The organism is Streptomyces sp. NPDC051738, assembly GCF_044453205.1.
Taxonomy (GTDB): domain Bacteria; phylum Actinomycetota; class Actinomycetes; order Streptomycetales; family Streptomycetaceae; genus Streptomyces.
This window is the reverse complement of the sequence record NZ_JBITCM010000003.1, coordinates 558,537-584,698: the sequence shown is the minus strand read 5'-3', so window position 1 is coordinate 584,698 and position 26,162 is coordinate 558,537. Positions and strand designations below refer to the sequence as shown.

Here is a 26,162-nt window from a genome sequence, read left to right as displayed (position 1 = left end):
CGGCGCTCGGCTTCCGGTGGGGGATTGGGTGATGGCGGCCTTGTCGCCTGGGGCGAGGTGAGGCTTGGGCGGTGGCGGTCCTGTCGCCCGGCTCCCCCCGGGGCTGGACGGCGACCTTGCTGCCCGGCTTCCGGCGAGCGCCTGGGTGATGGCGGCCTTGCCACCCGGCTCCCCCTCAGGGCCCGCGCGACGGCGACCGCGCAGCCCAGCTCCCCGCCAGGCCCTGGGCATCACCTGGATCGCCGGGCCCGGATCCCCGTCAAACGCCGCGCGCCCCCTCAGCGAGCCGTCAGAATCCGCGGCCCCGCCTCCGTGATCGCCACGGTGTGCTCCACGTGGGCCGCGCGGGAGCCGTCGTTCGTGCACAGGGTCCAGCCGTCCGGGGACGCGTGGTAGCCGTCCTCGCCGCTTGCGATGAGCATCGGCTCGATGGCGAGGACCATGCCGTGCCGCAGGGGCAGGCCCCGGCCCGGGCGGCCCTCGTTCGGCACCCCCGGGTCCTCGTGCATCTTGCGGCCGATGCCGTGCCCGCCGAAGCCGTCCGGGATGCCGTACCCGGCCGTGCGGCACACCGAGCCGATCGCATGCGCGATGTCGCCGATGCGGTTGCCGACCACGGCCGCCTCGATGCCCGCCGCCAGCGCCCGCTCCGCCGTCTCGATCAGCCGTACGTCGGCGGGGCGCGGCCTGCCGACCGTGAAGCTGATCGCCGAGTCGCCCGCCCAGCCGCCCAGTTGGGCACCGCAGTCGATGGACACCAGGTCGCCGTCGCGCAGGCGGTAGCCGGTCGGGATGCCGTGCACGATCGCGTCGTTCACCGATGCGCAGATGACGGCGGGGAAGGGGGTGGGGGCGAAGGAGGGGCGGTAGCCGAGGAAGGGCGACGTCGCCCCCGCGCCGCGCAGCACCTCGCGCGCCACCTCGTCCAGCTCCAGCAGGGAAACCCCCACGTCAGCGGCCTTGCGTACGGCCGTGAGGGCCTGGCCGACGACCTGTCCGGCCGCGTACATCGCATCGATCGACGTATCCGTCTTCAGCTCCACCATGCCAATTACTATACCGGTATTAGAATGACGGCATGGTGCGCACCCCTCTCACCCCCGAAGAACGCGAACGCGGCGAGCGGCTCGGCCGGTTCCTCCGTGAGGCCCGCGGCGGCCGCAGCATGACGGAGGTCGCGGCGAACGCCGGCATCTCCGCCGAGACGCTGCGCAAGATCGAGACGGGGCGCGCCCCGACTCCGGCCTTCTTCACCGTGGCCGCGCTGGCGCAGGCCCTCGGTCTGTCCATGGACGAGCTGGCCGGGCGCTGCACACCGGTCGTCGAGGTCGCCGCCTGACCGGTTCGCACGTCACGTTCCGACAGCTCCGGCGTACTCTGCGTCCAGTCCGCAAACTTCCCGTAGCGCGTTCGTAACATGGCTGGTGTTGCCTAACGGACCGGAGTACTCCGGTCTGGCGGGAGTTGGGCGATGTCAGTGGAACAACTCCCGGCCCGGGTACGGGAGTTCGTGGACTACCTGGACGGTCTTCTGGCGCGCCTGGATCAGGGCGGCGGCTGGTGCGGGGTCTTCTGGCAGCGTGACCCGGAGGGCATGCAGGCCTGCCTCGACGGACGCGAGGTTCCGCCCTGGGACGTGGTGGAGTCACTCCTGCACGACCTCGCCGCCCAGTACGGTCCCGGCGGCGCCGGCCCCGAGACGGAACGCGCCCGCGCCCTGCACGCCGCCGCCCTCGCCGCGTACGACGCCCGGCCCGGCGGCCGTGACGCCCTCGGTGACCGCCTCGACGTCATGCTCCGCGAACAGCGGTACGCCGCCGAACGGCAGGCGGAACTGGGCCGGTTGCTCGCCTCCGCCACCAGTCGGGAGGAGGCCGACACCGTCCGCCTCGACCTCGCCTGGGCCCGCGACGACCACGAGCGCGCCACTGCCCGGTGCGCCGAACTCCGCTCCCGGATGGCCGACTTGGAACGCAGGGCGGCCAGTGGGCGGGCCGAGGCGATACGGCGGGACCGGGCGGGGGAGGGGTCGGTGTTCCGTATAGACGACCGGTTCGAGGACTCCCGGTTCGAGGACTCCCGGTTCGAGGACTCCCGGTTCGAGGACTCCCGGTTCGAGGACTCCCGGTTCGAGGACTCCCGGTTCGGGGGCGACCAGCTCGGGGGCGCTGCGTTCAGGGGCCACCCGGCCCGAGGTGACAGGCCCGGAGTGGCCGGTACCCAGCAGAGTACGGGCGGTTCCTACGGCAGCGGATTCCCGAGCGGGCCGCATCCGCGCGACCCGCACAGCGCCGGCACCGACGGGAGCCGCCCCGCCGGGCACCCCCTGGACGCCGCCGACCGAACCGCCCAGGTCGGCGACCACCCCGAGGCCCGGTCGGTCACCCCGGCCCCCGAGTCCGACCCCGCCCCCACCCCCAAGCAGCGCAAACGCCGCCGAGGCAGTGCCCGCTTCGCCGGGATGGTCGAGGAGGAGGCCACCCCCGTCGTCGTACCGCCCACCGCCGAACCCGTCCTCCCCACCCTCCCCGCCCAGACCGGCACCACACGCCGCACTCCGCGCGGTGCCCGTTTCGCCGGGGCCGCCGACGAGGTGTCCACGAGCTCGGAGCCGACGCAGGCCGAACCCATGGACGGGGCGGACCGGCGGGAGGTCTCCCGGACCGTCGAGACGATCGTGCGGCTGCGCGCCGAGGGTCGTAGCGGCGAGGCGCACGTGCTGCTGGTGGAGGCCGCGTACTGGCCCGCCGTCCGCCTTCCGGCGCTCGCGGCCGAGATGGAGCGCGCCGGGCTCGGCGCCGACTGGGCGACCCTGCTGTGGGAGACCGCCTCGCTGTCCGCCGAGCGGCTCGTCGCCGCCGCCGATGCGCTGACCGCGGCCGGGCGGGCCGGCGACGGGGAGCAGATCCTGCGGCAGGGCGTGGCGCGGCCCGCGCACGAGATCGGGCAGGCCGTGGTGGCGCTGGTCGGCGAGGGACGGCGCCGCGAGGTCCGTGCACTGCTGGACGCCTACGTCCGCGTCCGCACCCCGGAGGAAGCCGCCCGCAGCGTCGCACCGGAGCCGCGGACGCTCGTGCCGCTCCTGCTGGCGGCCGCTCAGGGCGTCTCGGACGAGCGGCACTGGGATCTCGTGCACGCCCTGCGCGTGGCGGGCTTCACGGCCTGACGACCCAGCCGTACCAGCAGCCGTACCTCGACACACACCGCCAGCCGCACCCGACACGCACCACCAGCCGCACCCCTCCCACCGGCCCCACCCATCCCCCACCGGAGTGTGAAACGTGATCGACTCAGCGGGTTAACGACGATGGTCTTGGCAAGGCTGTTCCAGGGGCTTACTTTCAAGCCTCTACCGCCCCTTCTACGGGCGTAGAGGCTCTGACGTCCCGTCGAAGGAGCAGCTCATGGCCAACGTCGTACGCGCCGCCCTGGTCCAGGCCACCTGGACGGGCGACACCGAGTCCATGGTGGCGAAACACGAGGAGCACGCCCGGGAGGCGGCCCGGCAGGGCGCGAGGATCATCGGCTTCCAGGAGGTCTTCAACGCTCCCTACTTCTGTCAGGTCCAGGAGCCGGAGCACTACCGCTGGGCCGAGCCGGTCCCCGACGGGCCGACCGTGCGTCGTATGCAGGAGCTCGCCCGCGAGACCGGCATGGTGATCGTGGTTCCGGTCTTCGAGGTCGAGCAGTCGGGCTTCTACTACAACACCGCGGCCGTGATCGACGCCGACGGCACCTTCCTCGGCAAGTACCGCAAGCACCACATCCCGCAGGTCAAGGGCTTCTGGGAGAAGTACTACTTCAAGCCGGGCAATGTGGGGTGGCCGGTCTTCGAGACCGCCGTCGGCAAGGTCGGCGTCTACATCTGCTACGACCGCCACTTCCCCGAGGGCTGGCGTCAACTCGGGCTCAACGGCGCCCAGTTGGTGTACAACCCGTCGGCCACGTCGCGTGGCCTGTCCGCTTACCTCTGGCAGCTGGAGCAGCCGGCGGCGGCCGTCGCCAACGAGTACTTCGTCGCCGCGATCAACCGCGTCGGCCAGGAGCCGTACGGCGACAACGACTTCTACGGGACGAGCTACTTCGTCAACCCGCGTGGGCAGGTTGTCGGGGAGGTCGCCAGTGACAAGAGCGAGGAACTCGTCGTACGCGACCTCGACTTCGACCTCATCGAAGAAGTGCGGCAGCAGTGGGCCTTCTACCGCGACCGCCGCCCCGACGCCTACGAAGGACTGGTACAGCCGTGACCAAGGACCTGCTGGGACGACACCGCGCCGTCATGCCGGACTGGCTCGCCCTCTACTACGAGGAGCCGCTGGAGATCACCCACGGCGAGGGCCGCCACGTCTGGGACGCGGCGGGCAACCGCTACCTCGACTTCTTCGGAGGTATCCTCACGACGATGACCGCGCACGCGCTGCCCGAGGTCACCAAGGCGGTGAGCGAGCAGGCCGGGCGGATCATCCACTCCTCGACCCTGTATCTCAACCGGCCCATGGTCGAACTGGCCGAGCGCATCGCCCAGTTGAGCGGCATCCCGGACGCCCGCGTCTTCTTCACCACCTCCGGCACCGAGGCCAACGACACGGCCCTGATGCTCGCGACGACCTACCGGCAGAGCAACACGATCCTCGCGATGCGCAACAGCTACCACGGCCGTTCGTTCAGCGCGGTCGGCATCACCGGCAACCGCGGCTGGTCGCCGACCTCGCTGTCGCCGCTGCAGACGCTGTACGTCCACGGCGGCGTGCGCACGCGTGGCCCGTACGCCGGGCTGAGCGACGCGGCCTTCATCGCCGCCTGTGTCGAGGACCTGAAGGACCTCCTCGGGCACACCCGGCCGCCCGCGGCCCTCATCGCCGAGCCCATCCAGGGGGTCGGCGGCTTCACCTCAGGGCCGGACGGGCTGTACGCCGCCTTCCGGGACGTCCTCGCCGAGCGCGGCATCCTGTGGATCGCCGACGAGGTGCAGACCGGGTGGGGCCGCACCGGTGACCACTTCTGGGGCTGGCAGGCGCACGGGCAGTCCGGTCCGCCGGACATGCTGACCTTCGCCAAGGGCATCGGCAACGGCAGCTCCATCGGCGGTGTCGTCGCCCGCGCCGAGATCATGAACTGCCTCGACTCCAACAGCATCTCGACCTTCGGCGGCACCCAGGTCACCATGGCGGCCGGCCTCGCCAACCTGTCGTACCTGCTGGAACACGACCTCCAGGGCAACGCCCGACGCGTCGGCGGGCTGCTCGTCGAGCGGCTGCGGGCCGTCGCGGCGCACGTGCCGCACGTACGGGAGGTGCGCGGCCGGGGCCTGATGCTGGGCATCGAGCTCACCAAGCCCGGCACGGACGAGGCCGACCCGGCCGCCGCGTCCGCCGTGCTGGAGGCGGCCCGCGAGGGCGGGCTCCTCCTCGGCAAGGGCGGCGGCCACAACACCAGCTCCCTGCGGATCGCCCCGCCCCTGTCCCTCACCGTCGCGGAGGCCGAGGAGGGCGCCGCGATCCTCGAGAACGCTCTGAGGAGCATCTAGCAGCACCCACCTGAGCAAGGGAAACGCCGCCATGACCACCACCCTGGAGCCCTTGGAGCCGACGGAACCCCTGGAACCCGCCCTGTCGGTCCGGCAGGTCCTCACCCTGGAGCGGGTGCTCGCCGGGGAGCCCGAGGTGGTGGCCGGCGCCGGTCACCTCGACCGGCCGGTGCGCTGGGTGCATGTCGCCGAGGCGCCGGACGTCGGGGTGATGCTCAGCGGCGGCGAGATGGTGCTCACCACCGGGGTGCTGCTCGCCGGGGACGAGGACAAGCAGGCCGAGTACATCCGGTCCCTGCACCGGGCCGAGGCGGCGGCCGTCGTGCTGGGCCTCGGCCGGGCGTTTCCCTCGCCGCCGGAGGTGATGCGCCGGGCGGCGGAGCGGTGCGGGCTGCCCATGGTCGTCCTGCACCGGCCGTTCCCCTTCGCCGAGCTGACCGAGGAGGTCCAGTCCCGGCTGGTCCGGCGGAAGTTCGCCGCCGTCAGCCTCTCCGAGTCCGTACGCACCGCGCTCACCGGACTCATCACCGCGGGCGCCCCGCTGCAACGCCTGCTCGACGAGGTCGCCGCGCACAGCGCCTGCCCCGTCGTCGTCACCAACCTCGCCCATCGCGTCCTCGCCACGGCAGGGGAGCGGTCAGCGGTGGACGACGTGCTGCGCGACTGGGAGCGCATCGCCCGCCAGGCCGGCGGCAGCGAGGGCGACGGCTGGATCCGGGCCGAACTGGGCGGGCGCGGGGAGCGGTGGGGCCGGATCGTGCTGTGCGGGCACCGTGGCGACACCGCGACCGGGCGGCTGCTCGCCGACCGCGCCGCCGAGGCGCTCGTCCTGCACCGCATGCTCGGCGGCACCTCCGCGCACACCTGGGAGGAACAGTCCGCGCAGAGCCTGCTGACCGACCTGGTCAGCGGGGTCGTACCGGCCAGGCAGCTGCTGCCACGCGCGCGTGCCGCCGGGCTGCCGGTCAACCGGCGCACCTTCGTGCCGCTGGTCGTGCGGGACGGCGAACCGGCCCAACTGGAGCGCGTGCTACGGATGCTGGGGCTGCCCGGGATCGTCGCCGAACTCGCCGACGGGGCCACCGCGGTGCTGCTGAGCCTCGCCCGGGACCAGGACGACGCCGTGCTCGCCGCGAACTTCGCCGCCCGGGTGCGCTCGGAGTCGGGGGACGCGCGGACCGTCGTGGCCGCCGCCGACGCGCGTACCGCCTGGGACGACGTACCCGCCGGGGTGCGCGAGGCCCAGCACGTCGCCGATGCCGTCGCCGACTCCTCCACCGTCCTCGACCTCCCGGCCGTCGTACGCCTCAAGGACGTTCATCTGCGCGGCCTGATCCGGCTGCTGCGGGACGACCCGCAGGTGCAGTCGTTCGCGGAGCGCGAGCTGGACGGGCTGCTGGGCGGGCCGGACGACGAGGCGGGCGCCCTGCTCACCGTGCTGCGGACGTATCTCGCCACCGGCCGCAACAAGTCCCGCACCGCCCAGCTCCACCACGTCTCGCGGCCCGCGCTCTACCGCCGACTGGAGGCGATACAGGCGCGCCTCGGCGTCGACCTCGACGACTTCGAGCAGGCTGCCTCCGTACACATCGCGCTCCTCGCGCACGACGCGCAACAGGGCTGAAACACCCAACGACCTGGGAAAACGGCGGTGAAACATGGGCCCACGACAGGGTGACACCGTGACACGCCGCACGCCCGCAGACGTGACACCGTGCAACTCAAAGCAGCCTTTCGGACTTCCTAGGCTCCTCGCACACCTAGCGACCGGAGGTCCCGATGAGCAGAGTGATTCGTGCCGCGATCTTCCAGACCGCCTGGACGGGCGACAAGGAATCGATGATCCAGGTGCACGAGCAGGCGGCGCGCGACGCGGCCGCGCAGGGCGCCCAGGTCCTGTGCTTCCAGGAGCTGTTCTACGGGCCGTACTTCTGCCAGGTCCAGGACAAGGCATTCTACGAGTACGCCGAGCAGATCCCCGAGGGCCCCATCGTCCGGCGCTTCCAGGCGCTCGCCAAGGAGCTGGGCCTGGTCCTCGTGCTGCCGATGTACGAGGAGGAGCAGCCCGGCGTCCTCTACAACACGGCTGCCGTGATCGACGCGGACGGCTCGTACCTCGGCAAGTACCGCAAGCACCACATCCCCCAAGTGCCGGGATTCTGGGAGAAGTTCTACTTCCGCCCCGGGAACGTGGGCTGGCCGATCTTCGACACGGCCGTAGGCAGGATCGGCGTGTACATCTGCTACGACCGCCACTTCCCGGAGGGCTGGCGGGCGTTGGGCCTCGAAGGCGCCGAGATCGTGTTCAACCCGTCGGCCACCTCGCGCGGCCTCTCCCGCTACCTCTGGCAGCTGGAGCAGCCGGCGGCGGCCGTCGCCAACGAGTACTTCATCGGCGCGATCAACCGGGTCGGCGTCGAGGACCTCGGCGACAACGACTTCTACGGGACGAGCTACTTCGTCGACCCGGAGGCGCAGTTCGTCGGCGAGGTGGCGAGCGACAAGGAGACCGAACTCGTCGTCCGGGACCTGGACCTGGCCAAGCTGCGCGAGGTCCGCGACCGCTGGCAGTTCTACCGCGACCGCCGCCCGGAGGCGTACGGCCCGCTGACGGCACCGTAGTAGGGGCGTGGGATCCCGCGCCCCGCAAGGGGCGCGGGGCAGTGCCGATATGCGGCTTCCGCCGCGTGGGCGCGACCAGCCACAAACGACCCGCACATTTCGACCCCAACCCAGCGGAGCGTTAAGTATGAGCAGCCGTACCGTCATCCGCGGCGGTCTCGTCATCACCGCGTCCGACGAGATGCACGCCGACGTCCTGATCGAGGACGGCCGTATCGCCGCCCTCGCCGCGAGCGGCACCCCGGCCGCAGAGGCCTGGACGGCCGAACAGACCATCGACGCCACCGGGAAGTACGTCATCCCCGGCGGTGTCGACGCCCACACCCACATGGAGCTGCCGTTCGGCGGCACCTTCGCCTCCGACACCTTCGAGACCGGCACCCGGGCCGCCGCCTGGGGCGGTACGACCACGATCGTCGACTTCGCCGTGCAGAGCGTGGGCCACACGCTGCGTGAGGGACTCGACGCCTGGCACGCCAAGGCCGAGGGCAACTGCGCGATCGACTACGGCTTCCACATGATCGTCTCCGATGTGAACCAGGAGACGCTGAAGGAGATGGACCTCCTCGTCGAGGAAGGTGTCACCTCCTTCAAGCAGTTCATGGCCTACCCGGGTGTCTTCTACTCCGACGACGGCCAGATCCTGCGCGCCATGCAGCGCTCCGCCGAGAACGGCGGCCTGATCATGATGCACGCCGAGAACGGCATCGCGATCGATGTGCTGGTCGAGCAGGCGCTCGCCAAGGGGGAGACCGACCCGCGCTACCACGGTGAGGTGCGCAAGGCGCTGCTGGAGGCCGAGGCCACCCATCGCGCCATCAGGCTGGCCCAGGTCGCGGGCGCTCCCCTGTACGTCGTGCACGTCTCGGCGATGGAGGCAGTCGCCGAGCTGGCCAAGGCACGCGACGAGGGGCTGAACGTCTTCGGCGAGACCTGCCCGCAGTACCTGTTCCTGTCCACCGACAACCTCGCCGAGCCGGACTTCGAGGGCGCGAAGTACGTGTGCTCGACGCCCCTGCGGCCCAAGGAGCACCAGGCCCACCTGTGGAAGGGGCTCAGGACGAACGACCTCCAGGTCGTTTCCACCGACCACTGCCCCTTCTGCTTCGTGGGCCAGAAGGAGCTGGGACGCGGGGACTTCTCGAAGATCCCCAACGGCCTTCCCGGCGTCGAGAACCGGATGGACCTGCTCCACCAGGCCGTCGTCGACGGCCACATCTCGCGCCGCCGCTGGATCGAGATCGCCTGCGCCACCCCGGCCCGGATGTTCGGCATGTACCCGAAGAAGGGCACGATCGCGCCGGGCGCCGACGCTGACGTCGTGATCTACGACCCGCAGGCCGAGCAGGTCATGTCCGCCGTCACCCACCACATGAACGTCGACTACTCGGCGTACGAGGGCAAGCAGACCACCGGCCGGGTCGAGACGGTCCTCTCACGCGGCGAACTCGTCATCACCGAGCGGGAGTACACCGGTCGCGCCGGGCACGGCGTCTACACCCCCCGCTCCACCTGTCAGTACCTCAACTAGGAGCGGAGCACATGGACTTCGGACTCGTCCTGCAGACCGACCCGCCCGCCTCGCGGGTCGTGAGCCTGATGAAGCGCGCCGAGCGCAGCGGCTTCACCTACGGCTGGACCTTCGACTCCGCCGTGCTGTGGCAGGAGCCGTTCGTGATCTACAGTCAGATCCTCGCGAACACCGAGAAGTTGACGGTCGGCCCGATGGTGACCAATCCGGGCACCCGCACCTGGGAGGTCACCGCCTCCACGTTCGCCACCCTCAACGACATGTTCGGCAACCGCACGGTCTGCGGCATCGGCCGCGGTGACTCCGCGATGCGGGTCGCCGGCCGCAAGCCCAACACCCTGGCCCGGATCAGCGAGGCCATGAAGGTCATCCGGGCACTCGGCAGCGGCCAAGAGGCCGACCTCGGCGGCGGCACGACCGTCAGGTTCCCGTGGATCAAGCCCGGCGCCGAACTCCCCGTATGGATGGCGGCGTACGGGCCCAAGGCCCTGAAGATGACCGGCGAGGAGGCCGACGGGTTCATCCTCCAGCTCGCCGACCTGTACCTCACCGAGTACATGGTCAAGGCCGTCAAGGACGCGGCGGTCGCGGCCGGCCGTGACCCGTCCGAGGTCAAGATCTGCGTCGCCGCACCCGCGTACGTCACCGAGGACGACTCGCCCGAGAAGCTCGCCCACGCGCGCGAGCAGTGCCGGTGGTTCGGCGGGATGGTCGGCAACCATGTCGCCGACCTGGTCAGCAAGTACGGGGAGCACTCCGCCGCCGTACCCGACGAGCTCACCGACTACATCAAGGCCCGCGAGGGGTACGACTACTCCCACCACGGACGCGCCGACAACCCCGACACCGCGTTCGTGCCCGACGAGATCGTCGACCGGTTCTGCCTCATCGGACCGGTCGAGAAGCACATCGAGAAGCTGAACGCGCTGCGTGAGTTGGGCGTCGACCAGTTCGCCGTGTACGACATGCACGACGCGCAGGAGGCCGTGATCGACGCGTACGGCTCGAAGGTCATCCCCGCGCTCAACGCCTGATCCTCGTCGCCGAGTTCACGGACGCAGACACACAGACACACAGACACCGGCACCGCTCCACCAGACCCCCCACCTTGTTCCCCTCCCCGCCGTCCCGGGGAGGGCCCAAGGCCCCCGCACGGCCTGTCTCCATCCCGTCCCGCTCTGTCGATTGGCCTGCTCATGACCGAAACAGTCCCTACGGGGTCTCCGATATCCCAGTTCGCCGGTGCCGACGGCCGGATCGAGCTCGCCCCCGAGGCGTATCCCGCCAACAGCCCCTTCGCCAACGACGACCTGCGTCCCGTCCCGGTCGCCGAGCGCAAGTGGACGACGTACAACTTCGCGGCCCTGTGGATCTCCATGGCCCACTGCATCCCCAGCTGGACCCTGGCCTCCGGCCTGGTCGCCCTCGGCATGGACTGGAAGCAGGCCGTCTTCACCATCGCCCTGGCCAACGTCATCGTGCTGCTGCCGATGCTGGCCACCGGGCACGCCGGGCCCAAGTACGGCATCCCGTTCCCGGTGCTGGCGCGGGCCTCGTTCGGGCTGCGCGGCGCCAACATCCCGGCGCTGATCCGGGCGGCGGTGGCCTGCGGCTGGTTCGGCATCCAGACCTGGATCGGGGGCAGCGGCATCTTCGCCCTCGGCTCCAAGCTCACCGGGGGCCACTGGGAGAACGCGGGGAAGATCGCCGGTAACCCCTGGCCGCTGTGGCTCTGCTTCCTCCTCTTCTGGGCGCTGCAGATCGCCATCATCTACCGCGGCATGGACTTCCTGCGGCACTTCGAGAACTGGGCCGCGCCCTTCGTGATCGTCGGTGCCCTCGTGCTGCTGATCTGGATCGCGGTCAAGGCGGACGGGTTCGGCGCGCTGCTCGACCAGCCCTCGAAGCTGGGCTGGGGCCCCGACTTCTGGCCGGTCTTCTTCCCGTCCCTGATGGGGATGATTGGTTTTTGGGCCACTTTGTCCCTCAATATTCCTGACTTCACTCGCTTCGGCGCCAGCCAGAAGGCGCAGACCTGGGGCCAGGCTCTCGGTCTGCCTACGACCATGACGCTCTTCGCCGTTCTCGCGGTGCTGGTCACCTCAGGCTCCGAGGTCGTCTACGGCGAGGCGATCTGGGACCCGGTCGCGCTGGCCGCCAAGACGGACAGCGCCTTCGGTCTGCTCTTCGCGCTGATCATCGTGCTCGTCGCCACGATCTCCGTGAACATCGCGGCGAACGTGGTCTCCCCGGCGTACGACCTGGCCAACCTGGCGCCGAAGCTCATCAACTTCCGTACCGGCGCGCTGATCACGGGTGTCGTCGGCATCCTGATCTTCCCGTGGAAGCTGATCTCCACCCCGGAGTTCTACATCTTCACCTGGCTCGGCGTGGTCGGCGGCCTGCTCGGCACGGTCGCGGGCATCCTCATCGCCGACTACTGGATCATCCGCCGCACGGTCCTGCACCTCGCCGACCTGTACACGCCCGGCGGGCGTTACTGGTACTCGTCCGGCTGGAACTGGCGCGCGATCGCCGCGTTCCTGGTCGGCGGCATCCTCGCGGTCGGCGGCTCGTACTCGGGCGTCGGCGCCGACGGCACGAAGAGCGGACCGTTCCCGACCGACGGACTGATCCCGTTCCTCAAGCCGCTGGCCGACTACGGCTGGGCGGTGGGCCTGGGCGCCTCGCTGGTGCTGTACGTGGTCCTCATGGGCGGCCGTAAGGAGCGCGCCGAAGCCTGATCCCGCGGGGGAGCGCGGCTGGGGAAGGTGGTCGTGGAGGACGTTCGTGGAGGGCGGTCGCGGAGGGGCTCAGCCCTTCTGGCCGTCCTCCAGGGCGGCGACCGCCTCCCTGGCAGCCTTGATCGCGCCCTTGTTGATCTCGTCCGTGTCGGGCGCCTTCTTCGACTCGAAGTCGCTGCCGCTGTAGGTGATGGACACCAGCGCGTTGGACGTGCGGACCAGCACCACGCCCTCGCGGGTCTGCTGCTTGTCCTCGGTGGTGAGGTTCACGACGGAGTAGCCGGCGTCGCCGATGCCGGGGACGTCACCACCGCCGCTCTTGGCCGCGACGCGCTCCTTGAAGGACTTCCGCGCCGCGTCGTCGGACTTAGTGATCTCGAAGGACACGTCCAGCCAGCGGTAGTCGTAGCCCTTGAGCGCGTTCCACGAGCAGGTGCGGCGCAGCTTCGAGTCGGTGGACGGGATCTCCTTGCCTGCCGTCTTGGCGCCCGGCACCAGCGACTTGATCGTCTTCGTGCCCAGGCTGTCGCACGGGGCGGAAGCAGCGGAGTACGTCTTCGACACCGCCGCCGTCGCCGGGGCCGTGGGCGACTCGCCGTCGCTCTGCTGCGTCGCCCCGTCGTCGGCGGCCGGCGCCGCGGCGTACGGGCCGGACGACAGCGCCCAGCCCGCCGCGGCGAGCACGACGACGGGCGACAGGCGCGCGGTGAGAGCGAGCGGCAAGGGAAGAGAACGCACGGCGCACATTTCGTGGGGGACGGTGCGGAGGGAGTCCGCACTGCGGACGGGACGCCAGTGTCACATGACTCCCTGTGGGGCGGAAGGGCGAACTCGCTCCGTGCTGACGCCGTTACGGCAGGCCCGTAATTACGTGGTGTCCTGGGCGAGTTACAGCACCTGATGGCCGATTTGAGTGGAAAGTGCGCTTTCGATGCGGTCAACGGCGACGAACGCCCCATACGCGACCAGGTGCACCAGGCAGTGGTCGGTGTGCTCGGGCCGGCGCCAGGCCGCCACGTCCTCGTCGGTGATGCGGTACGGCGCGAGGGCGGCCAGCAGGGCGAGGCGCGCGCCGGGACGCTCCCGTCGGTCCGGGAAGCCGCTCAGGTCGAGCGGCGGATGCGCCCCGTCCCAGTCCTGGATGACCTCCTCCACGAGGTCCTGGTCGTCGGTGTCGAGCAGGTCGGCGCCCGCGAGGGCCGCCCTGAGCAGCGTGGCGTATGCGAGGCCGACCGCTGTGCCGCCCGCCCATGCGGGGGCTTCGCCGGGATCGGCGTGGTCGAGCAGGGCGAGGGCGGTGCCGGGGCGGGCGGGGCGGCGCACGGACCGGGTGAGCGTGCGGCCCGCGAGGCTGCGTACCGCGCGGAACCGCTGGGCGCCCGCCGGCAGCAGGTTCTCGGTCAGCAGGGCCGACGCGACCCGGTTGATGAAGTGGAAGGAGAGCGCGGTGCCGAGGTAGGCGGGGGCGTGCGCGCGGGGGAAGGGGTACGGGGCCAGGGCGGCGCCGGGCACGCGCGTGTGCCGTCCCCAGGCGAGCACGCGCGCGTGCTCCTCGTCTTTCGGGGCCTCCCCGCGCGCCAGCCGCTCCGCCAGCGCGTGGTCGCCGGTGGCGTGCAGCAGCACGGTGTGCGCGTCCACGCAGAACGGGCACTTGTTGGCGAGCGACACCCCGAGGGCCACCAGCTCCTTGCCGGTACGGCTGCCGGCCCCCGCGATGAGGGACTCGCGCATCAACGCCCAGGTGGGGGCGAGGAGTTCGGGGGCGGAGGACAGGACCACGAAGGTGGAGGGTGCCGCGATGCCGAAGTCGAGGGCGATCTGCGTGTACACCTCGGCGACGGTGCCTGTGGACGACCTGGGTGGGAGGGGTTCGGTGTATCGGAAGGGTGAGGACATGGGCAGCAGCGTGCGCCGTCCGGGCCGTCCGGGTCGTCGTACGGCCGAAGGGAGTTGGGGCTGCGCCGGCGGGGTCGGCGGGTGCCGGGCACTACTGCGCGGGGAGTAGTCCGCAGGCCGTCCACAGGGGTGACGTCACTGTCGGTGGGGCGGTCTAGTGTGCGGGCATGAGGGGGAACCGGATCACCCGCGGACAGCTCGTCGACGCGGCCTGCGCGGTCGTGGTCGGCGTGATCGTCGTGCTCGTCGCCCGGGCCGACGACCGTGCGGGGGCGCTCGACCTCGCGTTGATGGCGGTCGGTTCGCTGGCCCTGACCGCGCACCGCACCGCTCCGCGCGTCGTGCTCGCGGTCACCGTCGGCTGCCTGCTCGCCGCGGTCGTCCACGCGGGCCCCGCGACCATCATGGCCGTCCCCGTCGTGGGCGCGGTGCACACAGCGGGGCGGACCGGGTACCGGGGCACGGCCGCGGCGGGCGCCGCCATCTTCCTCGGCGGCTATGTGGCGGCGGGCTCGGCGAGCGCGGACGTCGCCCGGGACGCGCTGCTCCTCGCCGGCTGGTTCCTGTGCGCGGTGGTGACGGGTCTGGCCGACAGCAACTGGCAGGCGTATCTGCGCCAGACCGAACAGCGTGCCCAGGAGGCCGAACGCACCCGGGAGGAGGCGGCCTTGCGCCGGGCGGGCGAGGAACGCCTGCGCATAGCCCGCGAGTTGCACGACTCGCTCACCCACAGCATCTCGATCGTCAAGCTCCAGGCGGGCGTCGCCGTGCACCTGGCCCGCAAACGCGGCGAGGAGATACCGCCCGCGCTGCTCGCCATCCAGGAGGCGAGCGGTGAGGCGATGCGCGAACTGCGCGCCACGCTGGAGGTGCTGCGCACGGACGAGCCGACCGGCACACCCGCGCTCCTCGTGGAGCGGGCGCGGGCGGCCGGACTCGCGGTCGAGCTGACCGTGACAGGGGAGGAGCGGCCCCTGGCGGCGACGGTCGACCGGGCGACGTACCGCATCGTGCAGGAGGCCCTGACGAACGCGGCGCGGCACGCGGGGCCGGCGAAGGTGGCGGTACAACTGACGTATGGGGAGGGGGACTTGATGATCCGGGTCGAGGACGACGGTACGGCCGACCCTTCCAGTCCGCCCACCCCCGGCATAGGTCTCACCGGCATGCGCGAACGCGTCACGGCCCTCGGCGGCACATTGGACGCCGGCCCACGCGCGGAGGGCGGATTCGCGGTGCGGGCGCGGCTGCCGTTGGGGGAGGCGGGATGAGGGCGGGGGCGACGGGATGAAGGCGGGGGCGACGGGATGACGGACGGCGTGATCAGGGTGGCGCTCGTCGACGACCAGGCGCTGATGCGGGCGGGCTTTAGGGCCCTGCTGGACTCCGAGGATGGCATCGAGGTGGTCGGCGAGGCGGCGGACGGGGAGCGGGGCCTGGAGCTGATCCGCGCGCAGGTTCCCGACATCGCGCTGATCGACGTACAGATGCCGGTGATGACGGGCATCGAGGCGACCCGCCGTATCGCCGCCGACCCGGCGCTGGAGCCCGTCCGCGTGGTGATCCTGACGAACTACGGCCACGACGAGTACGTCTTCGAGGCCCTGCGCGCCGGCGCGAGCGGCTTCCTGCTGAAGGACACCGAACCGGCCGACCTGCTCCAGGCGATCGAGGTGGTGGCACGCGGCGAGGCGCTGCTCTCCCCGTCGGTCACCCGCACACTGATCGGCGAGTTCGTGTCGAGGCCACCGGACCGGGCCACCGCTCCCGGCCTGGAGGGCCTGACGCGTCGCGAACGCGAGGTGACGGCGTTGGCCGCGCGGGGCCTGACGAACGAGGAGATCGCCGAGCACATGGTGATCAGCCCGTTCACGGCGAAGACCCACATCAGCCGGGCGATGACGAAGCTCGGGGCGCGGGATCGGGCCCAACTGGTCGTGTTCGCCTATGAGTCGGGTCTGGTGACTCCGCGAAGTCCGGACGCGCCGGTGTCCTGAGCCCGACCGAGCCCTGCACCTCAAAGCACATCTGATGCGCTGCCCCGATAGCCTGTATACAGGCGTGTACGCGGAAGGGTCGGCAAGGATCGGCGAGGAGTTCCACGGCCCGGGCGACTGGCAAGAGCGAAGCGGTCTGCGAGCGGCTGAAGAGCGACATCGAGTCGCTCCGGCTGCCTCCGGGGGCCAGGCTGAGCGAGGTCCAGCTGGGCGAGGAACTGGGTGCTTCGCGTACGCCGGTGCGGGAGGCGATCCGGCGGCCGGCCCGGGAGGGACTGGTCGACTTCGCGCCGGGTGAGATGGCCAGGGTGGCGGCGATCTCGCTGGGCGGGGTGCGGCCGCTGTTCGAGTTCCGGATGCTGCTGGAGCCGGAGGCCGTCGGGTCGGTCGCGGCGGCCGGGGTGGCGGACGGGCGGGTGCTGGTGCCGTTCGGCGAACTGCTGGCGCGGCTGGAGAAGTTCGACGAGTCCTTCCGTGCGCTGGACGCCGCCGCGCAGGCGCGCTCGTACCAGGAGTTCTACGACATCGCCGAGGGCTTCGACCGGGCGGTCATCGCCGCGTGCCGCAATCCGTACCTCGCCCGCACGATCGGCGACCTGCGCGGCCAGAGCGCGCGGCTGCGCCACCTCTCGCACAGCGGACCGCGCCGCATGCGCACGTCGCTGGAGGAGCACCGCGCGATGCTGAAGGCGATCACACAGGGGGACGCCCAGGCCGCGGAGGCGGCCTGCCGCCACCACCTGGCGCAGACCCTGCAGGCACTCATCGACAGCCTGACCGGTCAGGACCTCACGATCGGCGCGCATGTGCAGGTGGATGTCACCCGCTGAGCAGGGCGGCGCGGTACGACGGTTCGTCGGCGCGGAGGCGGGGGAAGAAGGGGGCGCAAGGTGATCGACCGGCCGTGGTCCGGCCGTAGTCCGGCCGTAGTGCGGAAACAGCGAGATGAGAGGCCCCATGTTCACGACCCGCCCCACCCTCCAGGGCACCTTCGGCATGGTGTCCTCCACCCACTGGCTGGCCTCGCAGTCGGCGATGGCAGTGCTGGAGGGCGGCGGTAACGCGTACGACGCGGCTGTGGCGGGTGCCTTCGTGCTGCATGTCGTCGAGCCGCACCTCAACGGGCCGGCCGGCGAGGTGCCCATCCTGCTCGCCCCGGCGGGCGGCGAGGTGCGGGTGCTGTGCGGGCAGGGCGTCGCGCCGGCCGGGGCGACGATCGCGCACTACCGGGGACTCGGGCTCGACCTCGTGCCAGGGACCGGGCCGCTGGCCGCCGCCGTGCCCGGCGCCTTCGACGCCTGGATGGTGCTGCTGCGGGACCACGGGAGCAGGACTCTCGCCGACGTGCTCCAGTACGCCATTGGATACGCCGAGCACGGGCACGCGCCCGTGGAGCGTGTCACCGAGACCGTCGAGACCGTACGGGAGCTGTTCGAGACGGAGTGGACCTCGTCGGCGGAGGTGTATCTGCCGGGCGGGAAGGCACCCCGGCCCGGGGAACTGCTGCGCAATCCCGCCCTCGCCGCCACCTGGAAGCGACTGCTCGACGAGGTCGCCGGGGCCGGGGACCGTGTCGCGCAGATCGAGGCGGCGCGGGAGGTGTGGCGTGCGGGGTTCATCGCCGAGGCGCTGGTACGGCAGGCCCAGCGGCCCACCATGGACACCAGCGGCGAGCGGCACTCCGGCACGCTCACGGCCGCCGACCTCGCCGACTGGTCCGCGACCTACGAGGCGCCGGCGACGTACGACTGGAACGGCTGGACGGTGTGCAAGGCCGGGCCCTGGAGCCAGGGCCCCGTCCTCCTTCAGCAACTCGCGCTGCTGCCGCCCGAGCTGCCCCGGTACGGGTCCGCCGAGTACGTCCATCTGCTGATCGAGGGCTGCAAGCTGGCCATGGCCGACCGGGAGGCCTGGTACGGCGACGCGGCCGAGGTGCCGCTCGCCGAGCTGCTGTCGGCCGAGTACAACGCGGCCCGGCGGGAGCTGGTCGCAGACAAGGCCTCGCCTGAGCTGCGGCCCGGCGGCCCCGGTGGACGCGCCCCGCGGCTGTGCGCCCACGCGCGCGTAGTGGCCTCCGACGAACCCGGCTTCGACGTCTTGGGCGTCGGGGAACCGACGGTCGCGAAGCGCCCGACGTCCCCCGTGCCGGGCGAGCCGGACATCGCTGCCGACGGCACCACGCGCGGGGACACCTGCCACCTCGACATCGTCGACCGCTGGGGCAACATGATCGCGGCCACGCCCAGCGGCGGCTGGCTGCAGTCCAACCCCGTCGTACCCGAACTGGGCTTCCCGCTCGGCACCCGGCTCCAGATGGCCTGGCTGGAGGAGGGCCTGCCGAACTCCCTGACGCCGGGGCGGCGCCCCCGGACCACCCTCACGCCCTCCATCGCCCTGCGCGACGGCGTACCCGTCATGGCCTTCGGCACGCCCGGCGGGGACCAGCAGGACCAGTGGCAGCTGCACTTCCTCCTGGCGGTGGCGCTGCGTGCCCCGGTCCGTGGCGGTCTCGACCTCCAGGGCGCCATCGACGCCCCGAACTGGCACAACGACAGCTTCCCCGGCTCTTTCTACCCGCGTGGGATGCGACCGGGGAGCGTGACCGTGGAGTCCCGTATGGACGCCGAGGTGGTGGAGGAGCTGCGGCGGCGTGGTCACGAGGTGACCGTCGGTGACGCCTGGTCGGAGGGCCGGCTGTGCGCGGTCGCGAGGGACCCGCAGACCGGTGTCCTGTCGGCGGCGGCGAACCCGCGCGGGATGCAGGGGTACGCGGTCGGGCGTTGAGGGCAGGGTGCCGGACGGGGACTGCCGGACAGGGTGCCGGACGGGGGCCAGACGGGGCTGCCGGACCGGGCTTGACCGCCTCTGACCTGCCGATACGCGCCCCTCGAATTCACGCCGATGCCATCCGGCGTCCACCGGGCCGGCGGGGATTGTCAGTGGGGCGTGCTCTCATGAAGGGGTGATCGATACCAACGAAACCATCGAAGAGTTTCTCGCACAGCACTCGGCCGACGTGGAGGAAGCGGTCCGCAAGGCGGCCGCGGCCGAGATCATGCCCCGCTTCCGGCAGCTCGCCGAGCACGAGGTCGACCAGAAGGCGGGCCCGCACGACCTGGTGACCGACGCCGACCGGCTCGCCGAGCAGTACCTCACCGAGACACTCGGCGCGCTCCTGCCCGGCTCGGTCGTGGTCGGCGAGGAGGCGGTGCACGCCAACCCGGCGGTGTACGAGGCGGTACAGGGCGACGCCCCGGTCTGGATCGTCGACCCGGTCGACGGCACCCGCCAGTTCGTACACGGCGACGAGGGCTTCTGCACGCTGGTCGCGCTCGCACAGCGCGGCGTGCTGCTCGCCTCCTGGACCTACGCCCCCGCCCGCGACCAACTGGCCACGGCGATACGGGGCCGGGGCGCCTACCTCGACGGCGAGCGGCTGCAGTCCGGGTCGCCGGAGCCCGGCCGGGACCTCGATGTCGCCACATCCCACCCGGACTACACGACCGACGAGCAGAAGCACGCCCTGCTGGGCCTGTGGACCGACGGCGTGCGGCCCCGCGCCTGCGGTTCCGCGGGGCTGGAGTATCTCGCCATCGCCCGAGGCGAGTTGGACGCCACGGCGTTCTCCTGGGAGGCCGCCTGGGACCACGCGGCGGGCCTGCTCCTGGTCGAGGAGGCGGGCGGCGCCCACCTGACCCTCGCGGGGGAGCCCTTCCGCATCACCGGCGGCAACGTCCTGCCGTTCACGACGGCCCGTGACGCGGCCACGGCTCGCCGGGTGCGGGAATTGCTGTCGGGCGCAGCCTGATCTGGGGACGGCCCCCGCCGACACGCAGGTCGACCACCTCGAACTCGGCGGGAGTGCCGTCCGCGGGCCACGCGCATTCCGCCCGCCGCAGCACCGAGGCGTCCACGAAGCCGGCGGCGGGCAGACCGACGTCGACGAACACTCCCGTGACACCGGGACCCCAGGGCGAGGCGGTGAACGTCCCGGTCAGGCGCGTCCCGACCGGCAGGGGACCGGTGTCGTGGCGGACGTGGCACTGGCGGAAGGACCGGGCGCGGCCCCATGCCACATCGAACTCCCGCGGGTCGACCGACCCGGCGCCCGGCGGCTCCACGACCGGTACTTGCACCGGCACGCCGTACACGACCTCGTACAGCCGCACGCCCCACTCCCCGCACGCCTGCCGTGTCTGCGTCACCTCGACCGGTTCGGCCGCCACCACGGGCACGGAATCAGACCCCCGGAAGGTGATCTGCCGCAGCACCTGCCCGGCTTCCCCCACCTCGAACCAGTGGCACGAGTCGTCCTCGGGCACATGGAAGCGGAAGCGGCGCGTCACCCGGCGGACTTTACCCACGCCCCGGCGCTGTCAGTGACCCGGCATATCCTGATCCTTCAAGGCCGTCGGCTGACGAAGGAGTCCGAAGGTGCCGTCGATGCTCGATGCGGTCGTGGTGGGTGCGGGGCCGAACGGGCTGACCGCTGCCGTGGAGCTGGCCCGCCGCGGCTTCTCCGTGGCCGTGTTCGAGGCGCGTGACACCGTGGGCGGGGGAGCCCGCACGGAAGAGCTGACGCTGCCCGGCTTCCGGCACGACCCGTGCTCCGCCGCACACCCCCTCGGGATCAACTCACCCGCGTTCCGGGCGATGCCGCTCGACCGCTACGGCCTTCAGTGGCTGCACGCCGAGCTGCCGATGGCGCACCCGTTCGCCGACGGCGGCGCCGCCGTGCTGTCCCGGTCCGTCGCCGAGACCGCCGCCTCCTTCGGCCCACGCGACGCGGGCACGTACCGCAGGCTGGTCGAGCCCTTCCTGCCCAGGTGGGACACGCTGGCCCGGGACTTCATGTCGCTGCCCCTCACCGCCCTCCCGCGCGACCCGGTCACCCTCGCCCGCTTCGGCCTGGTCGGACTGCCCCCGTCGACCTGGCTGATGCGCCGCTTCCGGGACGAGCGGGCCAAGACCCTGTTCTCCGGCCTCGTCGCCCACGTCATGGGACCCCTCGGCGGCTTCGCCACCGGCGCCATCGGCCTGGTCTTCGCCCTCGCCGCGCACGCCCGCGGCTGGCCCCTGGCCCGCGGCGGCTCCCAGTCCATCTCCGACGCCCTCGCCGCGTATCTCAAGGACCTCGGCGGCGCCGTCCACACCGACTACGAGGTCAAGCGGCTCGACGACCTGCCGCCCGCGCGCGCGTACGTCTTCGACACCTCACCCACCGCCCTGGCCCGCATCGCCGGCTTCGGCCGGTACTACGAGCGCTATCGCTACGGCGCCGCCGCCTTCAAGATCGACTACGCGCTGGACGGGCCGGTGCCGTGGACCGCGCCCGAGGCCCGGCGTGCGGGCACCGTGCAGGTCGGCGGCAGCAGCGCCGAGATCGGTGCCGCGCTGCGCGCCGCGTCCCGGGAGGGCCGGGCACCCGACAAGCCGTTCATGATCACGGTGCAGCCCAGCGTCGTCGACCCCACCAGGGCGCCCGAGGGCAAGCACGTCTTCTGGGCGTACGGCCATGTGCCGAACGGCTGGACCGGAGACCTCACGGACGCCCTGGAGCGTCAACTGGAGCGCTTCGCCCCGGGGTTCCGCGACCGCGTCCTCGCCCGCGCGACGGCGGGCCCGGCGGAACTCGCCGCCCGCAACGCCAACTACGTCGGCGGCGACATCGCCTCCGGCGCGGCCTCCGGACTCCAACTCCTGCTGCGCCCCAAGCTGTCGCTCTTCCCTTACAGCACCCCGCACCCGGCGGTCTACATCTGCTCGTCGGCGACCCCGCCCGGCCCGGGCGTGCACGGCATGTCGGGGCACAACGCGGCCAAGGCGGTTTGGCGGAGGCTGCGGCAGGAGCCGTGAGGCCGGCTGTGCCGTGAAGCCGTGGCTTGAGCCGTGCAACCGCAGCTTGAGCCGTGAAGCCGCGCCTTGAGCCGTGAGTTCGGCCGGTGCGGTGAGGCCGAGTTGAGCCCTGAAGCCGGTCAAACGACCTACGTTTACCGTCAGTTCTGGCCTCAAGGTAAGTAAAATCCGTGTCTTCTTTGTCACTTCCCTTACCGGGGGGTAGGTACCTTCAAGGCTCAACGGCTACGAGTAAGGTGCGGCCATGAAAGATCGGAAAGCGGTTGCGCGCTGCGGATCCCGGTCTCCCGTGCGCCTCGCCGACCTCGCGCTGCTCGTCAGGGCGCCGGCCGCGCTGAGTGTCCCCGGTGACGTGATCGCGGGAGCAGCCGCCGCCGGACGCCCGCTGGGCGTCCGTACCCTCGGAGTGATCGGTTCCTCCGTGTGCCTCTACTGGGCCGGCATGGCCCTCAACGACTACGCCGACGCCACGGTGGACTCCGTCGAGCGGCCCGAACGACCGGTGCCGTCGGGTCGCGTTCCGCGCCGTACCGCTCTCGCCGTGGCCGGGGGGCTCACCGTGGCGGGGCTCGGGCTGGCCGCGGCGGCGGGTGGTCGTCGCAGTGTGGGCGCCTCGTTGCCGTTGGCCGGGCTGGTGTGGGCGTATGACCTGAAGCTCAAGTCCACCCCGGCGGGGGGCTTCGCCATGGCGGGGGCTCGGGTGCTGGACGTTCTGGCGGGGGCGCTCGTGGCCGGGCCCGGTGCCCCGTCGGTCGGTGCCGCGCTGCGTCGTGCCGCCGTGCCTGCCGGGCTGGTGGGTGCGCATACCGGCACGTTGATGGCGCTCAGTCGACATGAGATCGCCGGTGCGCCGGTGCGGGTTCCGGTCAGGACCCTTGCTGTGTCGGCGGCGACCGCGGTTGCCACGGCTGTTCCGGTTGCCCGAGCCGACGAAGGACGTGCCGCGAAGGGGAGTGTGTCGTCTGCTGCGCCGTCGTGGCTGGTCGCGCAGTTCCCCGCGCCCCTTAGGGGCGTTGCCGTTGCCGGCCGTTCCAAGAGGGTCCGGACTGGCCTTACCGCCGTCGGCGCCCTCGCCTACCTCGGTACCTACGGGACCGCCCAGGCCCGTGCCGTACAGGAGCCCTCGGCCGAGAACGTGCGGCGGGCCGTCGGCGCCGGAATTCTCGGGCTGATGCCTCTTCAGGCGGCGTTGACCGCGCGGGGCGGGGCACCGGCCGTCGCCGCGGCGCTCGGCGTCGTCCACCCCCTCGCGCGACGGCTGGCCCGGCGCATATCCCCCACCTGAGACCCACCACCTCCGTGTGAGGAACCGGCACCATGAGACCTCCCCCCACCGCCCTCAAGTTCGGCTACGGCACCAACGGCTTCACCCACCACCGCCTGACCGATGTCCTGGTCGTCCTCGCCGATCTCGGCTACGACGGTGTCGCCCTCACCCTCGATCACAACCATCTCGACCCGTACGCCGACGACCTGCCCCGGCGCGTCAACGCCCTCGCCCGGCAGCTCGGGCGGCACGGTCTCGACGTCACGGTGGAGACGGGCGCGCCCTACTTCCTCGACCCGTGGGGCAAGCACCTGCCGACGCTGATGTCGGACGGCTCCGAGCTCAGGATCGACCTGCTGCGCCGTGCCCTGCGCATCGCGGCCGACCTCGGCTCGCCCACCGTCCACTTGTGCAGCGGCCCGGCGCCGGAGGGGCTGCCCGAGGGCGACGCGTGGAAGCGGCTCGCGGCCGGTGTCCGGACCGTGCTGGAGACGGCGGAGAAGTACGGGGTGGCGCTGGCCTTCGAGCCGGAGCCGTACATGTTCGTCGGCACCGTGGAGCGCTGTCTGCACCTGGCCCAACTGGTCGGCGGGCACGAGCTGTTCGGGGTCACCCTGGACATCGGCCATGCGCATTGTGTCGAGGAACGCCCCGTGCTCGACTGCGTGCGCGAGGCGGCGCCGCTTCTGCGCAACGTGCAGGTCGAGGACATGCGGCGCGGTATCCATCAGCACCTCGAATTCGGCGCCGGCGAGATCGACTTCCCGCCGGTGCTGGCGGCCCTGCGCGAACTCGGTGACTGCGGTCTGGTCTCCGTGGAGATCCAGGGCGGCTCGCTCGACGCGCCCGACGTAGCCCGCCGCTCGATCGAGTTCCTGCGCGCGGCGGAGCAGCGTGCCGCGGTGGATCAGGGGGCTGCGGTCGATCAGAGTGCCGCGGCGGATAAGCGTGCCGCGCCCGAACAGGCCGCCGCGACCGTATAGATCGCCGAGGTCGGACAAACCGCGCGGCCGTATCGACCCGCCGCTGCCGTACAGACCCGAACAGACGCCGTACAGACACCGCCCGGACTCCTCCTTTCAGCCCCCGCTTTTCTCCAATCAGCCCCCCGCTTTCCCTCTTCCAGCCCAACTCCTCCCACCTCCCAGGAGGTTGTCCTCCCATGGCTGTCCCCGCCGCGTCCCCCGCGGCCCCGCCGGACCCCCGCACCGCCCTGACCGCCGTACTGGACGACACGGCCCGCATCTGGCTGGACGAGAGCGTCGCCGAGGTCGCCGCCGTACCCGCTGCCGTACGGCGTCTCTTCCCGGCCGCCCGAAGGCGCTGTGGACGCGGCCGCCTCACCGACCACTGGACCGTCGACGAGGCCGCCCGCGCCGTCCTGCTCACCGCACTGCCCCTGCGCGACCAGGCCCTTGCCGGCGAGGTCGCCCGCCTCCACCGGCACGGCGACCCGGCCGAACAGCGCGCCGTCCTGCGCACCCTGCCGCTGCTCGACCTGGGCGACCTCGCCCTGCCGCTCGTGCGGGAGACCCTGCGCGGCAACGACACCACCCTGATCGAGGCCGCCCTCGGCCCGTACGCCGCCGCGCACCTCCCGGACGACGAGTACCGTCAGGCCGTACTGAAGTGCGTCTTCTACGAGATCCCGCTCGACCGCGTCACCGGCCTCGACACCCGAGCCGACCGCGAACTGGCCCGTATGCTCGCCGACTTCGCCCATGAGCGGATCGTCGCGGGACGGGCCGTACCCCAGGACATCCTGCCCTTCGTCCGAGCCTTCCCGGACGTCGCAGGCGACCGCGCAGAACTCCAGCACGCACTCACGGACGTACTCACGGACGTACGCAAGGAAGAGGGCTGACCGTGCGCATCTTCGACCCCCATATCCACATGACCTCCCGGACGACCGACGACTACGAGGCGATGTACGCCGCCGGGGTGCGTGCAGTCGTCGAGCCCGCGTTCTGGCTGGGCCAGCCCCGCACCTCGCCGGAGAGCTTCTACGACTACTTCGACGGGCTGCTGGGCTGGGAGCCGTACCGCGCCGCCCAGTTCGGCATCCAGCACTTCTGCACGATCGCGCTCAATCCGAAGGAGGCGAACGACCCGCGCTGCCTCCCGGTCCTCGACGAACTGGACCGCTATCTCGCCAAGGACCGGGTCGTCGCCGTGGGCGAGATCGGGTACGACTCGATGACGCCTCAGGAGGACGAGGCGCTCGCCCGTCAGCTTCAGCTCGCCATCGCGCACGAGCTGCCCGCCCTCGTGCACACTCCGCACCGCGACAAGGCGGCCGGTACGCGGCGCACCCTGGACGTCGTCCGGGAGTCGGGCATCGCCCCGGAACTCGTCGTCCTCGACCACCTCAACGAGCTCACCGTCGGCATGGTCCTCGACAGCGGCTGCTGGGCCGGGTTCTCGATCTACCCGAAGACCAAGATGAGCGAGGACCGGATGGTCGAGATCCTCAAGGAGCACGGGACGCGGCGGGTGCTCGTCAACTCGGCCGCCGACTGGGGGCGTTCGGATCCGCTCAAGACCCGTAAGACCGCCGACGCCATGCTCGCCGCCGGGTTCGACGAGGACGACGTCGACAAGGTGCTGTGGCGCAATCCCGTTGCCTTCTACGGCCAGAGCGGACGGCTGGAGCTGGACGAGCCGAAGCCGGACGGGGAGGCCACTTTCGAGGGCAACTCCATACGTCGCGGGGGAGCGTGAG

The 26,162-nt window shown here is 71.6% G+C and carries 23 protein-coding genes; 19 read left to right on the top strand and 4 right to left on the bottom strand.

Annotated features, from left to right (window positions below; translation table 11 throughout):
* Positions 1-278: 278 nt before the first annotated feature.
* Complete coding sequence (map, locus tag ACIA8X_RS10525; RefSeq protein WP_399458185.1) at positions 279-1,046, bottom strand: type I methionyl aminopeptidase; 768 nt, start codon at positions 1,044-1,046, stop codon at positions 279-281.
* Positions 1,047-1,078: 32 nt separating this feature from the next.
* Between map and ACIA8X_RS10520 the strand changes: the two genes are divergently transcribed.
* The 9 genes from ACIA8X_RS10520 to ACIA8X_RS10480 all read left to right on the top strand — a co-directional run bounded on the left by ACIA8X_RS10520 (position 1,079) and on the right by ACIA8X_RS10480 (position 12,424).
* Positions 1,079-1,339, top strand: a complete 261-nt coding sequence (locus ACIA8X_RS10520) for a helix-turn-helix domain-containing protein (protein WP_393445422.1) — start codon at positions 1,079-1,081, stop codon at positions 1,337-1,339.
* A 132-nt stretch (positions 1,340-1,471) separates the two neighbouring features.
* Positions 1,472-3,166: a hypothetical protein gene (locus ACIA8X_RS10515; protein ID WP_399458184.1), complete on the top strand. Its 1,695-nt coding sequence runs from the start codon at positions 1,472-1,474 to the stop codon at positions 3,164-3,166.
* Between the two features lie 238 nt (positions 3,167-3,404).
* Positions 3,405-4,247 carry a nitrilase-related carbon-nitrogen hydrolase gene (locus ACIA8X_RS10510; protein WP_393445418.1) on the top strand — a complete coding sequence of 281 codons (843 nt, stop codon included), beginning with the start codon at positions 3,405-3,407 and terminating at the stop codon, positions 4,245-4,247.
* The gene (locus ACIA8X_RS10505) at positions 4,244-5,527 is read left to right on the top strand and encodes an aspartate aminotransferase family protein (protein ID WP_393445416.1); all 1,284 of its coding nucleotides are present in this window, start codon (positions 4,244-4,246) and stop codon (positions 5,525-5,527) included. Before ACIA8X_RS10510 ends, ACIA8X_RS10505 begins: the two co-directional genes overlap by 4 nt.
* A gap of 31 nt (positions 5,528-5,558) precedes the next feature.
* Entirely contained in the window at positions 5,559-7,151 is a 1,593-nt protein-coding gene (locus ACIA8X_RS10500; RefSeq protein ID WP_393445414.1) for a PucR family transcriptional regulator, read from the top strand.
* Between the two features lie 155 nt (positions 7,152-7,306).
* A complete protein-coding gene (locus ACIA8X_RS10495) occupies positions 7,307-8,149 on the top strand; it encodes a nitrilase-related carbon-nitrogen hydrolase (RefSeq protein WP_393445411.1) in 843 nt (280 codons plus the stop codon).
* 127 nt (positions 8,150-8,276) lie between these two features.
* Complete coding sequence (hydA, locus tag ACIA8X_RS10490) at positions 8,277-9,680, top strand: dihydropyrimidinase (RefSeq protein ID WP_393445409.1); 1,404 nt, start codon at positions 8,277-8,279, stop codon at positions 9,678-9,680.
* An 11-nt stretch (positions 9,681-9,691) separates the two neighbouring features.
* Positions 9,692-10,714, top strand: coding sequence for a TIGR03842 family LLM class F420-dependent oxidoreductase (locus ACIA8X_RS10485; protein ID WP_399458183.1), 1,023 nt, complete (start codon positions 9,692-9,694; stop codon positions 10,712-10,714).
* A 162-nt stretch (positions 10,715-10,876) separates the two neighbouring features.
* Positions 10,877-12,424 (top strand): NCS1 family nucleobase:cation symporter-1, encoded by a 1,548-nt coding sequence (locus ACIA8X_RS10480; protein WP_393445405.1) that lies wholly within the window; start codon positions 10,877-10,879, stop codon positions 12,422-12,424.
* 69 nt (positions 12,425-12,493) lie between these two features.
* Here ACIA8X_RS10480 and ACIA8X_RS10475 read toward each other — a convergent pair whose 3' ends face one another.
* Together ACIA8X_RS10475 and ACIA8X_RS10470 are read right to left on the bottom strand one after the other, a co-directional pair.
* On the bottom strand, positions 12,494-13,162 hold the full coding sequence (locus ACIA8X_RS10475; RefSeq protein ID WP_393445403.1) for a hypothetical protein: 669 nt from the start codon (positions 13,160-13,162) through the stop codon (positions 12,494-12,496).
* A 150-nt stretch (positions 13,163-13,312) separates the two neighbouring features.
* On the bottom strand, positions 13,313-14,320 hold the full coding sequence (locus tag ACIA8X_RS10470) for a carboxymuconolactone decarboxylase family protein (RefSeq protein WP_399458182.1): 1,008 nt from the start codon (positions 14,318-14,320) through the stop codon (positions 13,313-13,315).
* Positions 14,321-14,487: 167 nt separating this feature from the next.
* On the opposite strand from ACIA8X_RS10470, the gene ACIA8X_RS10465 reads away from it, so the two are divergent.
* The 5 genes from ACIA8X_RS10465 to ACIA8X_RS10445 all read left to right on the top strand — a co-directional run bounded on the left by ACIA8X_RS10465 (position 14,488) and on the right by ACIA8X_RS10445 (position 20,125).
* Positions 14,488-15,591 (top strand): sensor histidine kinase, encoded by a 1,104-nt coding sequence (locus ACIA8X_RS10465; protein ID WP_399458181.1) that lies wholly within the window; start codon positions 14,488-14,490, stop codon positions 15,589-15,591.
* Positions 15,592-15,627: 36 nt separating this feature from the next.
* A complete protein-coding gene (locus ACIA8X_RS10460; RefSeq protein ID WP_393445396.1) occupies positions 15,628-16,317 on the top strand; it encodes a response regulator in 690 nt (229 codons plus the stop codon).
* Between the two features lie 47 nt (positions 16,318-16,364).
* Entirely contained in the window at positions 16,365-17,147 is a 783-nt protein-coding gene (locus tag ACIA8X_RS10455) for a GntR family transcriptional regulator (protein WP_393445508.1), read from the top strand.
* Positions 17,148-17,274: 127 nt separating this feature from the next.
* Positions 17,275-19,101, top strand: coding sequence for a gamma-glutamyltransferase family protein (locus ACIA8X_RS10450; RefSeq protein ID WP_399458180.1), 1,827 nt, complete (start codon positions 17,275-17,277; stop codon positions 19,099-19,101).
* Between the two features lie 178 nt (positions 19,102-19,279).
* Entirely contained in the window at positions 19,280-20,125 is an 846-nt protein-coding gene (locus ACIA8X_RS10445; protein ID WP_393445392.1) for an inositol monophosphatase family protein, read from the top strand.
* Here the strand turns inward: ACIA8X_RS10445 and ACIA8X_RS10440 are convergent.
* Positions 20,061-20,663, bottom strand: a complete 603-nt coding sequence (locus tag ACIA8X_RS10440; protein ID WP_399458179.1) for a hypothetical protein — start codon at positions 20,661-20,663, stop codon at positions 20,061-20,063. The two genes, ACIA8X_RS10445 and ACIA8X_RS10440, sit on opposite strands and share 65 nt — an antisense overlap.
* 97 nt (positions 20,664-20,760) lie before the next feature.
* Between ACIA8X_RS10440 and ACIA8X_RS10435 the strand changes: the two genes are divergently transcribed.
* From ACIA8X_RS10435 to ACIA8X_RS10415, 5 genes are all read left to right on the top strand, one after another.
* Positions 20,761-22,173, top strand: coding sequence for a phytoene desaturase family protein (locus tag ACIA8X_RS10435; protein ID WP_393445388.1), 1,413 nt, complete (start codon positions 20,761-20,763; stop codon positions 22,171-22,173).
* Positions 22,174-22,417: 244 nt separating this feature from the next.
* A complete protein-coding gene (locus ACIA8X_RS10430; RefSeq protein ID WP_399458178.1) occupies positions 22,418-23,458 on the top strand; it encodes an SCO3242 family prenyltransferase in 1,041 nt (346 codons plus the stop codon).
* Between the two features lie 32 nt (positions 23,459-23,490).
* Entirely contained in the window at positions 23,491-24,423 is a 933-nt protein-coding gene (locus tag ACIA8X_RS10425) for a sugar phosphate isomerase/epimerase family protein (RefSeq protein WP_393445384.1), read from the top strand.
* A 179-nt stretch (positions 24,424-24,602) separates the two neighbouring features.
* The gene (locus ACIA8X_RS10420) at positions 24,603-25,304 is read left to right on the top strand and encodes an EboA domain-containing protein (protein WP_399458177.1); all 702 of its coding nucleotides are present in this window, start codon (positions 24,603-24,605) and stop codon (positions 25,302-25,304) included.
* Positions 25,305-25,306: 2 nt separating this feature from the next.
* Positions 25,307-26,161, top strand: coding sequence for a TatD family hydrolase (locus ACIA8X_RS10415; protein WP_393445379.1), 855 nt, complete (start codon positions 25,307-25,309; stop codon positions 26,159-26,161).
* The last annotated feature ends 1 nt before the right edge of the window (position 26,162 follow it).